Below are 11,983 nucleotides of genomic sequence, written 5' to 3'. Positions count from 1 at the left end.
CAGAGGGCGGGGGCACCGGGTGGCCGCGCCGGGCGCCGTGGTCAGGGGGTCACGTCGAGTGTCAGTGCGCCGCTGGCCTTCACGTCCACGCGCTTTACCTTCCCCAGGCCGTCGAGGCTGAGCAGGAAGTCCTGGCGGTGCGTCATGCGATCTGAGTTCACAATCCGGAAGGTCCTCGTGCCGCTGTCGGTCGTGACCGTGACGGTCACGGCCTGCACGGCAGCGTCGGCGGCATGCACGCGAACCGCACGTGGGGTCAGGTTGCCGGTGTCCAGTCCGACCTGACCCGTGCCGCTGGCCGTGACGCCGCCGCGGGCGCCCAGCGCGGCGGCCGTCACGAAACGCAGGTCCGCCTCGGCAGTATCCTCCCCGCCCAGCAGCGGCACCTGCCAGATCAGCACCTTCGGTCGGCTCTGCGTGAATGCGTCGTCGAGCAGGTAGTCTTTCAGGCTCGAGAATACCCCCGCTCCCCCGAACGACACGTTGTCGACACGGACGCCCAGTCCCTCCTGAAGGAAACCCGCGAAATTCAGGGACGGCAGCGATGAACTGGCCCCGACCAGCACCACATCCGCCGCGCCCGCCAGCAGGCCGCTGCCCGCGCTGTCCCCTTTCACCAGGTCCACCGTGACGTCGCTGGACGTCACGGTCAGCTTCTTGAAGATCACGGCCATCGGGCGCCCGTCTCCGGGCGCGAAGGTGGTGCGGCCACCGTTGTAATCGGCAAAGCGGAACTCCAGGTCGTTGCCGCCGGCCGCGGCGTCCACGGTCCACCGGCGGGTGACGTTCTCACCCCGCTTCAGGCCCTGGATGGTGTCGAGCACCTTCCCGCCGGCCCGCACCTCGACCCCCTGCCCCTCCAGGGGCGTCTCGAAGGTGGCGTCCACGGTGACCGGACCGGCCGCCTTCACCGCGTACGACACGCCCGCAACCGGCCCGAACGCCCAGCGTACCGTGCCCTCGCTCGCGCCGAAATTCCCCGGAGCGGCCACCAGCGCGCCGGCGGGCCGCGTCTGGTACTCCGCATACGTTTCCGGCGCGACCGTGAGACCGCACAGCGTGGCGAGCTGCCCCAGCACCGGCTGATCCTGCACCTGACGGGTGACGGTGCCGGATCTGAGGCTCACGAACGCGTCCTGGGAAGGCAGGAGCCTGAGCGTCCCGACAGTTGCCGTCACGGCCTGCGCGGCGGCCTGCGCGCCCTGCGGCGTCCAGTGGATGTCCTGACGGAAGAGCCCGGCGTCCCCCTGCTGCACGGCGGGCGTCAGGAGGTCCGCGGTCGGCACGCCGGCGGCGCGCAGGTCCGCGACCAGTCCCGCGTAGAAAGCCTGGGCGGCCTTGGTGTCGAAGGCCTTCTGGGCGGGGCTGGCGGAACTGAGCTGCCCGGGCGTCACGAAGGATCGGGGCGGCACGGGGGCCAGCACCAGCGTGACGCCCCGGGCTTTCAGGGTCGCCGCAAGCCTGACGGCGCCGGGCACGAAGGTGCTGCGGGCCTCGGCCCACGGGCGCTGCATCCACAGGCCAGACAGTTCGTCACCGTAGAAGAAGTAGCCGCGCTGCCCCTGGAACATCCAGGCTTTCTGGGCAAGGGTCGTGCCGCAGCTGGCTGGCACGTCGGTGGCGGGCGTGGGCGTGGCCGCGCGGGCCTCTGGGAGGGCGAACAGCAGGGCAGCGGTCAGGATGGTCAGGGAACGGGGCATGGTCAGGGGGTCCTTTCGGAAAGAGGTGGGTGCGGGTACCGCCGGGCGGCGTGGACCGGAGGGGCGTTCCAACCGCGCGAAGCGACGCGCACAGCGGCGGATCAGTAATACGGACTCCGATTGAATGGGCTGCAAAGACCATTCAATCCGAGCGGATGCGAGCAGGAGAAAAACGGGTTCCGGACGTGGAGCTGGCAATCCGGTGAACTTCCGGATTGTCGGCGAAACAAACGGAATCCGTATAAGGGCAAACAGGGCGGGCTCAGTCTTTTCGGCCGGGCGTGATGAACACAGTGGTGCGGGCCGGGCCGGTGCCGAACACGAAGGCGCTGTAGCTCGCGCCGGCGCGCAGGGCCTCGGTCGGGAACGTCTGCAGGGGCGCCGACCCGGCAAACACACCCAGCGCGGCGCTCACGGCATTGACATTCATCGATTTCATGGCGCCGGCCGGCACGTCCGGCAGCAGGCGCGTGTGGCCGTCCGCGGTCATCAGCGAGGCCGGCGCGTCGCTGAGGTTGTACAGGGTCAGGCGGGCGCGGGTGACCCCGCCGGGCTGCTCGGCCCCCAGGGCGCTGAGTTTCCCGCCGCGCAGCACCAGGGTGTGGTACGCGCCGCCCTGCACGTTCAGGTTCAGGGTGGTACTCCCGGCCCGCAGGGTGTGGGGGCCCTGCGGGACGATCTGGTAGGGGCTGACGGTGCGGGACTTCGCGGCGCTCAGGAAGGGGCGGCCGTCGAGGGTGACGGTACGACCGCCATCCACGGTCACGACCCGCACGAAGGCGGAACCGGCGGGCGGGGCGGGGGCGTAGAGGGCCTCCTGGGCGTGGGCGGCACACAGGAGCAGCAGGGCGGCGGTCAGGGCAGTCTCGGGCAGGGCAGTCTTCATGTGGGGACCTCGCGTGAGGGAGTGAGGACGGTGTCAGGGAGCGGGCAGGAGGGGGTCAGGGGGCCAGGGGGATGTGGTCCTCCTCGTCCAGCGGGAGGGGCAGGAACCGTTCAGGCAGTTCCCACACGAGGACGCGGGGCGGGGCGGCCTGGAAGGCCGGGTCGCGCAGGGCGGGGCGCAGGCTGCCGCTGAAGTCCGCGCCCTCGCGGCTGACGTTCAGGACCGCGCTGCCCAGCGCCTGTTGCAGCGCGCCGTGGTAGTTGCCGCGCAGGCCGTAGCTGGTCCCCGCGAGCAGGACCTGCGGGGCGTCGCCGAGCAGGCCGCCGCCCAGGTCGCCGCCCGCGGCGACGGTCGTCTCGGTGGCCTCGGTGTCGGCGTGGGGGCGCAGGGCGTCAGGCGTGACCTGCAGGCCCATCAGGTGCAGCAGGTCGCCGGGGCGTGGCGCGGTGGGCGCAGCGCTCGTGGTGAACGCGGTGGGTGGCAGGTCGGGGGCGAGGGCGCGGATGGCCTGCGCGGTGGCCTGCGCGGCGGTGCGGGCGCCGTCCTGGTTCCAGTGGGTGTCGGTGCGGTAATACTGCGCGTCCGTGCGGGCGGCCCGCTGCATGGGCGTCAGGAGGTCCACACTGTGGACACCGCGCCCGCGCAGCAGCGCCTGGAAGTCCGCGTAGGTGTTCGTCGTCCAGCCCGGCAGGGCGCCGCCGGGCAGCTGCGCGGCCTGCACGCGGCTCTTGTTGGGGCTGACCGCGACGAGCAGCGTCACGCCCCGCCGCTGCAGGTCGCGGTTCAGGTCGGCGATCAGGTCGGCCCGCTCGCGCAGGTGCGCGGCCTGCCGTGGGGGCGCGGCGAGTTCGCTGCGCAGGAACAGCCAGCCGCCCGCGCCCAGCGTGACCTCGTCGCTGCCGCCGCGCGTCGTGAGGTACCGGGCGGTGTTCACCACGCCAATCACTGCGTCCCGGCCGGGCAGGTTGGCGTCCAGGTGCCGCTCCAGCGCCTTGAAGGTCTCGCCGCTGCCCAGGGCGCGGGCACTGACGGGCACCGGGTGGTGCGGGTCGGGCGTGCACAGGCTCACCACGGCCGCGATCAGGCCGCCCGGGGGGAGCAGCAGCAGGGTCAGGGCCGCGAGGCGGGCGGGGCCGGGCAGCGCCAGGGCGGCGTCACGCAGGGTGCCGGTGCGGGCATCCGCCGGCGTGGCGGGCGGGGCCGCGGTCTTGGTCGGGGTCGTGGGGGTCGTCATGGCAGGCAACCTCAGAACTGGAAGTACAGGAACGGCGCGTACTGCTGCGCGGCGAGGGTCGCGACGGCAAACAGGAACAGCGGGACCAGCGCGTACGCCCCGGCGGTGCTCACGGCGGGTCGCAGCAGGTGCGGGCGGGCCCGCAGGGCCGGAACGCCGTAGATCACGGCGACCCCCGCGAGCATCACGGCCAGCCGTTCGGGCGTGACGAGCAGCGCCACGCCGGGCGTCAGGGGGCCGCCGTTCAGGCCCGCGAGGCCGCGGTAGACCTCTCCGGCGTGGGCGACGCTGTCACTGCGGAACAGCACGCGGCCCAGGATCACGATCAGCATGACCTTCGGCATGGAGTACCAGACCGGGGGCGGGGGGCGGCCGAACTTCTTCTTCAGCACGCGTTCGAGCACCAGGAACGCGCCGTTCCACATGCCCCACAGCACGAACGTCCAGTTCGCACCGTGCCACAGGCCGCCCACGGTCATGACCAGAAAGAGGTTCAGGTTGGTGCGGGTCAGGCCGTGACGGTTGCCACCCAGCGGGATGTACACGTATTCGCGCAGGAAGGTGCCCAGGCTGACGTGCCAGCGCTGCCAGAACGCCGTGATCGAGGTGGCGGTGTACGGGTCGAGGAAGTTCTCGGGGAAACGGAACCCCAGCATCAGGGCCAACCCGATGGCCATGTGGCTGTACCCGGCGAAGTCGAAGAACAGCTGCAGGGTGTACGCGACCGAGCCGAGCCACGCGTCGGCGGCGCTGGGCTGCGCGGTCGTGTACGCGGCGTTCACCAGGGGTGCCAGCGGATCGGCGAGCAGGACTTTCATGCTCAGGCCGATCATGAAGCGCTGGGTGCCCCCGGCGAACTTGGCGGGCGTGTGGGTGCGCTCGTGGAACTGGTCGGCCAGCTGGTTGAAGCGCAGGATCGGTCCGGCCACGAGGTGCGGGAACAGGCTGACGAACGCGCCGAAGTCGATGATGTTGCGTGGCGGCTGGGCCGTGCCGCGGTGCAGGTCCACGAGGTAGCTGATCGCGTGGAAGATGTAGAACGACAGGCCGACGGGCAGCAGGACGTGCTGCCACAGGAACGGGTCCATGCCCAGCGCGTCGCGGATGGCGTTGGTGCTGGCGGCGGCCATGTTCGCGTACTTGAAGTACCCCAGCAGCGCGAGGTTGCCCACCACGCCCAGTGTCAGCCAGGTCCAGCGGGCACGGCCCGCGCTGGCGAACACCCGGCCGCCGATCAGGTAGGCGAACACGATGACGGTGATGAGCAGGCCCAGCGCGGCGGGTGCCGCCCAGGCGTAGAACAGCAGACTGCCGGCCAGGATGGTCCATGAGCGCCAGCGCGTGGGGGTGACCGCGTAGACGAGCAGGAACAGAGGAAGAAACGCGAGTAAGAAGATGTAAGAGCTGAAAATCATTGAAGTCACCAGTGAATGAAGCCAGGTAAGGTCTGACTGTCACCATAGGGAGCGGTCCACATCTCAATCCTCACGGCCTGGGCATTTAATACGGCATTCTTCACACGGGGTCTGCCCGTTGCCCCAGCTGATCCCCCGCGCTCCGGAATCCCGGCGACGCGCGGCCCGTGCCGGGGTGGGGTTCCCGGGCGGGATGCTGGAAGACGGCTGATCTCCGGTTGGTTCGCTGACAACCCGGAACTTCAGCGGGTGGCTCACTCCGCGCCCGGCAGTCCTCTGGGCTCCCACGCTGCGGAGCCGCTCTTCGGGTCGTTTCGCTCGGATGGAACGGGTTGGGTAAACCGTTCAACCGGAGTGCGTATGACAGACGCAGGCCGCCGGTCGTGCGCCCTGCACGGGGTCGGTTCTTCTGTTTCGGCGCCGCGAGAGGTATCCTGTGAAACGTACCCAATCAGGCCGCTGTTCTGCATGGATAACCAGTGGCCCGCCCCAGACACCGCGTCCGGCGTGAACCATGCGTCCGCCCCTGATGGCCTTCAGGCCGGTGGGCGCCGGGCGCCGGGTGTTCTCCACCGCACGAAGGGTGGTCAAGGAGCGACATGCAGACAGTGAACCTGACCGTGAACGGCCAGCCGCGCGAGGTGCCCGCCGGCGCGCACACGAACCTCCTGAACACGCTGCGGGCGCAGGGACTGACCGGCTGCAAGGAAGGTTGCGCCGAGGGCGAGTGCGGCGCCTGCGCGGTCCTGATCGCCCGCGACGACGGGCAGGGCGGAACACGCTGGGACAGCGTGAACGCCTGCCTGGTGACGCTGGCCGCCGTGGACGGCGCGCAGGTCGTGACCAGCGAGGGCCTGGGCTCGCCCGCCGCGCTGCACCCGGCGCAGCAGGAACTGGCGGTGCGGGGCGGGTCGCAGTGCGGGTACTGCACGCCGGGCTTCGTGGTCAGCATGGCCGCCGAGTACCTGCGCCCGGACCGCGTGGACGGCCAGCACGGCGCCGCCAACGGCTTCGACCTGCACGCCCTGAGCGGGAACCTGTGCCGCTGCACCGGCTACCGCCCCATCGCGGACGCCGCGTACGCCCTGGGCACACCGGACGCCACTGACCCCCTCGCCGCGCGCCGCGCCCGGCCCGCCCCGGCCCCGCGCCCCACAGCCCTGAGCGCCCCGGACGGCGCGTTCCACCGCCCCGCGACCCTGGCTGAAGCCCTGGACCTGCTGGCCGCGCACCCGGACGCGAAGGTGCTGTCCGGCGGCACGGACTGGGGCGTGGAGGTGAACCTGCGCCACGCGCGGGCCACCGTGACCGTCGCGGTGGACCACCTGCCGGAACTGCGGGTGTTCGAGGCCGGTGCGGACTCGCTGCTGCTGGGCGCCGGGCACAGTCTCAGCGAGCTGGAACGCCGCCTGGGTGGCCGCGTGCCGCTGCTGGCTGGGTGGTTCCCGCAGTTCGCCAGCCGCCTGATCCGCAACTCCGCCACGCTGGGCGGCAACCTGGGCACGGCGTCGCCCATCGGGGACAGCCCACCCGCGCTGCTGGCGCTGGACGCCTCGGTGCGGCTGGTCGGCCCGGACGGCGTGCGCGAGGTGCCGCTGGCTGATTACTTCACCGGCTACCGCCAGACGGTGCGGCAGCCCGGCGAACTGATCGCCGCCGTGCGGATTCCGCTGCCGCTCTCGCCGCTGACCGCCTTTCACAAGATCGCCAGGCGCCGTTTCGACGACATCTCCAGCGTGGCGGTGGGGTACGCGCTGGACGTGCAGGAGGGCGTGGTCACGCGCGCCCGCATCGGCCTGGGCGGCGTGGCCGCCACGCCCCTGCGAGCCCATGAAACAGAGGCCGCGCTGGAGGGGCAGCCCTGGACGGAGGCGACCGTCCGGGCGGCCGCCCGGCTGCTGGGGCAGACCGGCACGCCCCTGAGCGACCACCGCGCCAGCGCCGCCTACCGCGCCGCGATGCTGGAACAGAGCCTGCTGAAATTCTGGTTCGAATCGCAGGACACCGCCACGCAGGCACAGGAGGTGGGCGCATGAGTCTGCATGAACGCCCGGACGCCGCGCCCGTGGGCGAGGCCATCCCGCACGAGAGCGCCGCGCTGCACGTCACGGGGCACGCGCTGTACACCGACGACCTGGGCGTGCGGCTCCAGAACCTGCTGCACGCGTGGCCGGTCGGGTCGCCGCACGCGCACGCGCGGGTCACGGGCCTGGACACGGGGGCCGCGCTGGCCGTGCCGGGCGTCGTGCGGGTCCTGACGGCCGCCGACGTACCCGGCGTGAACGACGCGGGCGTGAAGGGCGACGAGCCGCTGTTCCCCACGGAGGCCATGTACCACGGTCACCCGGTCGCGTGGGTGCTGGCCGATTCCGAGGACGCCGCCCGGCTGGGGGCCGCCGCCGTGCGCGTCACCTACGAGCCGCTCCCGTCGGTCATCACGGTCCGCGAGGCCATCGCGCAGGACGCCTTCCAGGGGGCGCAGTCCACGTTGAGCCGCGGTGACGTGACGGTCGGCTTCGCGCAGGCCGCGCACGTGTTCACGGGCGAGTTCGACATCGGCGGGCAGGAGCACTTCTACCTCGAGACGAACGCCGCGCTCGCGCACGTGGACGAGGCCGGGCAGGTGTTCATCCAGTCGAGCACGCAGCACCCGACCGAGACGCAGGAGATCACCGCGCACGTCCTGGGACTGCCGTCCAGCGCCGTGACCGTGCAGTGCCTGCGCATGGGTGGCGGCTTCGGCGGCAAGGAGATGCAGCCGCACGGCTACGCGGCGGTCGCGGCGCTGGGAGCCACCCTGACCGGACGACCCGTCCGGCTGCGCCTGAACCGCACGCTGGACATGACCCAGACCGGCAAACGCCACCCGTTCCACGCGGAGTGGAAGGCCGGCTTCGACACCGACGGGCGCTTCACGGCGCTGGAGGTCACCCTGACCAGCGACGGCGGCTGGAGCCTCGACCTGTCCGAGCCGGTCATGGCGCGCGCCCTGTGCCACCTGGACAACGCGTACTTCATTCCGCACGTGCACGCGCGCGGGCGGATCGCCCGGACGAACAAGACCTCGCAGACGGCCTTCCGGGGCTTCGGCGGGCCGCAGGGCATGCTGGTCACCGAGGACATCCTGGGCCGCGTGGCCCCGCTGCTGGGCCTGGACGCCCACGAGCTGCGGCGGCGCAACTTCTACCAGCCGGGCGAGGCGACCCCCTACGGCCAGCCCGTCCGGCACGCCGAGCGGATGCACGACCTGTGGGCGCAGCTGCTGGCGCGCAGCGACTTCCGGGAACGGCAGGCGGAAGTCGCCGCGTTCAATGCCGCGCACCCGCACCGCAAACGCGGCCTGAGCGTCACGCCGGTCAAGTTCGGAATCTCGTTCAACTTCACGGCGTACAACCAGGCGGGCGCGCTCGTGCACGTGTACAAGGACGGCTCGGTGCTGATCAACCACGGCGGCACCGAGATGGGCCAGGGCCTGCACACCAAGATGATGCAGGTCGCCGCGACCGCGCTGGGCGTCCCGCTGTCCTCGGTGCGCCTCGCGCCGACCCGGACCGACAAGGTGCCGAACACCAGCGCCACCGCCGCCAGCAGCGGCGCGGACCTGAACGGCGGGGCGGTCAAGGACGCCTGCGACCAGATCCGCGCGAACCTCGCCGCCGTGGCCGCCGGAACGCTCGGCGTGCACCCGGACGACGTGCGCTTCGAGGCCGGGCGCGTGTTCCCCATCGGGCATCCGGACCGCAGTCTGGACTGGAAGACGCTGGTGCACGACGCGTACCACCGGCGCACGCCCCTGTGGGCGGCGGGTTTCTACCGCACGCCGGGCCTGCACTGGGACCGCGTGGCGATGCAGGGCGAGCCGTTCAAGTACTTCAGTTACGGGGCCAGCGTCACCGAGGTCGAGGTGGACGGTTTCACCGGCGCGTACCGCGTGCGCCGCGCCGACCTGCTGCACGACGTCGGGGACAGCCTCTCGCCGCTGATCGACCTGGGGCAGGTGGAGGGTGGGTACGTGCAGGGCCTGGGCTGGCTGACCCTGGAGGAACTCCGCTGGGACGAGTCCGACGGCCCGAACCGGGGTCGCCTCCAGACGCAGTCGGCCAGCACGTACAAACTGCCCAGTTTCAGTGAGCTGCCCGAGCAGTTCAACGTGGGCCTGCTGGAACGCGCCACGGAGAGCGGCGTGGTGTACGGCTCCAAGGCCGTGGGCGAACCGCCGCTGATGCTGGCGATCTCGGCCCGCGAGGCGCTGCGCGAGGCCTGCGCCGCCTTCGGCCCGCCCGGCCACAGCACCCTGTTGAACAGTCCCGCCACACCCGAGGCCGTGTACTGGGCGCTGGACGCGGCCCGCGCGGCCCGCCCGCAGGAGGTGCCCGGTGACTGACGCCCGCGTGCGCGGCGGCCCCGCATGAACTGGCGCGAGGCCCTGAACGCCCTGCACGCGCGGGGCGAGGCGGGCGTGCTCGTCACGGTCGCCGCCGCGCGCGGGCACACGCCCCGCGAGGCCGGCGCGAAGATGCTGGTCACTGCCGAACACACCTGGGACAGCGTGGGCGGCGGGAACCTCGAGGCGACCGCCGTGGACCGCGCCCGCGCCCTGCTGGCGACCGGCGCGACCACACCGGACCTGCTGACGCTGCGCCTGACCGACCGCGCCGCGAACGACCACGGCCGCCAGTGCTGCGGCGGCGAGGTCACCCTGCTGCTCGAACCCATGCAGGCGGCCCGCGCGCACGTCGCGGTGTTCGGCGTGGGGCACGTGGGCCTGGAACTCGCGCGGATCCTGTCGCGCCTGCCGCTGCACCTGCACCTCGTGGACTCGCGCGCCGCGCAGCTGACCCCGGAACGCCTGTCTGTCCTGTCGGACGCCGCCGCGACCCTGCACGTCCACCACTCCCCGATTCCCGAGATGACCCTGCACGACCTGCCCGCCGGCACGCACCTGATCGTCATGACGCACGATCACGCCGAGGACGCCGCCCTGATCGACGCCGCGCTGCGCCGACCGGACCTGGGCTTCGTGGGCCTGATCGGCTCGTCCGCCAAGTGGACCCGCTTCCAGACGCAACTGCGCGACCTGGGCCACCCGCCCGCCGCGCTGGCGCGCGTCACCACACCCATCGGCCTGCCGGACCTGACCCGGGGCCCGCAGCGCAAGCACCCGGCCGTGATCGCGCTGGCCGTCGCCGCTCAACTCCTCCCGCTCATTCAGGCCGCACCTGTCCTCCCGACGCTGCCCGCCGCCCCAGAAAGGACCCCATGACCTCCCCCTCCACCGCCCCCACCCTGTACCGCGCCACCTACCTGCACACGCCCCGTAACCCCTTCACGCACCCGGACGCGCTGGACGCCCAGTCGGACGGCGGCCTGCTCGTCCAGGACGGCGTGATCCGCGCCGCCGGCTCCTTCGCAGAGGTGCGCGCTGCCCACCCGGACGCGCCCGTCACCGACCTGCGCGGCGGCCTGCTGCTGCCGGGCTTCATCGACACGCACGTCCACTACCCGCAGGTGCGTGTGATCGGCGGGCTGGGCCTGCCGCTCCTCGACTGGCTCGACCAGTGCGCCCTGCCGGAGGAGGCCCGCATGGCCGACCTCGCCTACGCGCGCGGCGTGGCCCGCGACTTCATCGGCGGGCTGATCGGCGCCGGGACGACCACCGCGCTGGTGTTCGGCTCGCACTTCGCGGGCGCCGTGGACGCCTTCTTCGAGGAGGCCACCCGCACCGGCCTGCGCGCCGTGACCGGCCTGGTCGTCAGTGACCGCCTGCTGCGCGAAGAACTGCACACCACGCCCCAGCGCGCCTACGACGAGGGCCGCGCCCTGATCGAACGCTGGCACGGCACGGGCCGCGCCCTGTACGCCGTGACGCCCCGCTTCAGCCTGTCGGCCAGCGAGGGCATCCTGGACGCCTGCGCGGCCCTGATGAGGGACTTTCCCGGCGTGCGCTTCACCAGCCACATCAACGAGAACACCCGCGAGATCCAGACGGTCCGGGACCTGTTCCCCGGCGCCCGCGACTACCTCGACACCTACGAACGCGCCGGACTGGTCGGCCGCCACTCGGTCCTGGCGCACAACGTCCACCCGACCGACCGCGAACTGGGCGTCATGGCCGCGCACCGCTGCACGGCCGCGCACTGCCCGTGCAGCAACTCCGCGCTCGGCAGCGGCTTCTTCCCGCTGCGCCGCCACCTGGACGCCGGCGTGCACGTCTCGCTGGGCAGCGACGTGGGCGGCGGCACCGGCTTCAGCCTGCTCAAGGAGGGCCTGCAGGCGCACTTCATGCAGAACCTGATGCCCGGCGGCGTCCCCCTGAGCCCCGCGCACCTGCTGTACCTCGCCACGCTCGCCGGGGCCGAGGCGCTGGACCTGCCGCACACCGGGTCCTTCCAGCCGGGCCGCGCCTTCGACGCCGTGCACCTGAACCCCGCGCCCGGCACGCCCCTGGACGCCGTGTTCCGCCACGCCAGCAGCCCCGAGCGCGCCCTGGCCGCCGCCTTCGCCACCGGCACGCCCGCCGACGTCGCCCGCGTCTGGATCGGCGGGGACACCGTCCTGGGCGGCTGAATCCAGTTGAGAGGCGCGCCCCCGGTCAATCCAGGGGCGCGCCTCTTGCTGTGCCTCGTGTGGAGTCCGTCTGTTTCGTCCTCCACCCGGAACCATCACCGGGTGGAGAACTCCACGCCCGGACCCCGCTCTGTTCCTGCTCGCTCCGCCCGGATGGAACGGTCTGCAGACCGTTCCATCG

General features: G+C 72.1%; 8 protein-coding genes. 4 read left to right on the top strand and 4 right to left on the bottom strand.

Features of this window, described 5'->3' with window-relative positions; genetic code table 11:
- Positions 1 to 41: 41 nt before the first annotated feature.
- The 4 genes from ABDZ66_RS03620 to ABDZ66_RS03605 form a co-directional block, all read right to left on the bottom strand.
- Entirely contained in the window at positions 42 to 1,700 is a 1,659-nt protein-coding gene (locus tag ABDZ66_RS03620; RefSeq protein ID WP_343756163.1) for an alginate O-acetyltransferase AlgX-related protein, read from the bottom strand.
- Between the two features lie 262 nt (positions 1,701 to 1,962).
- Positions 1,963 to 2,586 carry an alginate O-acetyltransferase AlgF gene (locus ABDZ66_RS03615; protein ID WP_343756161.1) on the bottom strand — a complete coding sequence of 208 codons (624 nt, stop codon included), beginning with the start codon at positions 2,584 to 2,586 and terminating at the stop codon, positions 1,963 to 1,965.
- A 55-nt stretch (positions 2,587 to 2,641) separates the two neighbouring features.
- Positions 2,642 to 3,820 carry an alginate O-acetyltransferase AlgX-related protein gene (locus ABDZ66_RS03610; protein ID WP_343756158.1) on the bottom strand — a complete coding sequence of 393 codons (1,179 nt, stop codon included), beginning with the start codon at positions 3,818 to 3,820 and terminating at the stop codon, positions 2,642 to 2,644.
- A gap of 11 nt (positions 3,821 to 3,831) precedes the next feature.
- Complete coding sequence (locus tag ABDZ66_RS03605; RefSeq protein WP_343756292.1) at positions 3,832 to 5,235, bottom strand: MBOAT family O-acyltransferase; 1,404 nt, start codon at positions 5,233 to 5,235, stop codon at positions 3,832 to 3,834.
- 599 nt (positions 5,236 to 5,834) lie between these two features.
- On the opposite strand from ABDZ66_RS03605, the gene ABDZ66_RS03600 reads away from it, so the two are divergent.
- From ABDZ66_RS03600 to guaD, 4 genes are read left to right on the top strand one after another with little or no spacing between them, the layout of a single operon-like run.
- Positions 5,835 to 7,271 (top strand): xanthine dehydrogenase small subunit, encoded by a 1,437-nt coding sequence (locus ABDZ66_RS03600; protein WP_343756156.1) that lies wholly within the window; start codon positions 5,835 to 5,837, stop codon positions 7,269 to 7,271.
- Positions 7,268 to 9,619, top strand: coding sequence for a xanthine dehydrogenase molybdopterin binding subunit (gene xdhB / locus ABDZ66_RS03595; protein ID WP_343756155.1), 2,352 nt, complete (start codon positions 7,268 to 7,270; stop codon positions 9,617 to 9,619). The genes ABDZ66_RS03600 and xdhB overlap by 4 nt, the downstream gene beginning before the upstream one ends.
- A gap of 24 nt (positions 9,620 to 9,643) precedes the next feature.
- Complete coding sequence (xdhC, locus tag ABDZ66_RS03590) at positions 9,644 to 10,498, top strand: xanthine dehydrogenase accessory protein XdhC (RefSeq protein WP_343756153.1); 855 nt, start codon at positions 9,644 to 9,646, stop codon at positions 10,496 to 10,498.
- Positions 10,495 to 11,802: a guanine deaminase gene (guaD, locus tag ABDZ66_RS03585; RefSeq protein WP_343756150.1), complete on the top strand. Its 1,308-nt coding sequence runs from the start codon at positions 10,495 to 10,497 to the stop codon at positions 11,800 to 11,802. Before xdhC ends, guaD begins: the two co-directional genes overlap by 4 nt.
- Positions 11,803 to 11,983: the final 181 nt, after the last annotated feature.

Source organism: Deinococcus depolymerans, from assembly GCF_039522025.1.
Lineage (GTDB): Bacteria > Deinococcota > Deinococci > Deinococcales > Deinococcaceae > Deinococcus > Deinococcus depolymerans.
Note: the sequence above shows the minus strand (reverse complement) of the source record. Positions and strands in the feature narration are given on the sequence as shown.

What these genes read in the sequence shown, in the direction of transcription:
- ABDZ66_RS03620 (WP_343756163.1), bottom strand. Translation starts at nt 1,700, where the DNA reads ATGCCCCGTTCCCTGACCATCCTGACCGCTGCCCTGCTGTTCGCCCTC.
- ABDZ66_RS03615 (WP_343756161.1), bottom strand. Translation starts at nt 2,586, where the DNA reads ATGAAGACTGCCCTGCCCGAGACTGCCCTGACCGCCGCCCTGCTGCTC.
- ABDZ66_RS03610 (WP_343756158.1), bottom strand. Translation starts at nt 3,820, where the DNA reads ATGACGACCCCCACGACCCCGACCAAGACCGCGGCCCCGCCCGCCACG.
- ABDZ66_RS03605 (WP_343756292.1), bottom strand. Translation starts at nt 5,235, where the DNA reads ATGATTTTCAGCTCTTACATCTTCTTACTCGCGTTTCTTCCTCTGTTC.
- ABDZ66_RS03600 (WP_343756156.1), top strand. Translation starts at nt 5,835, where the DNA reads ATGCAGACAGTGAACCTGACCGTGAACGGCCAGCCGCGCGAGGTGCCC.
- xdhB (WP_343756155.1), top strand. Translation starts at nt 7,268, where the DNA reads ATGAGTCTGCATGAACGCCCGGACGCCGCGCCCGTGGGCGAGGCCATC.
- xdhC (WP_343756153.1), top strand. Translation starts at nt 9,644, where the DNA reads ATGAACTGGCGCGAGGCCCTGAACGCCCTGCACGCGCGGGGCGAGGCG.
- guaD (WP_343756150.1), top strand. Translation starts at nt 10,495, where the DNA reads ATGACCTCCCCCTCCACCGCCCCCACCCTGTACCGCGCCACCTACCTG.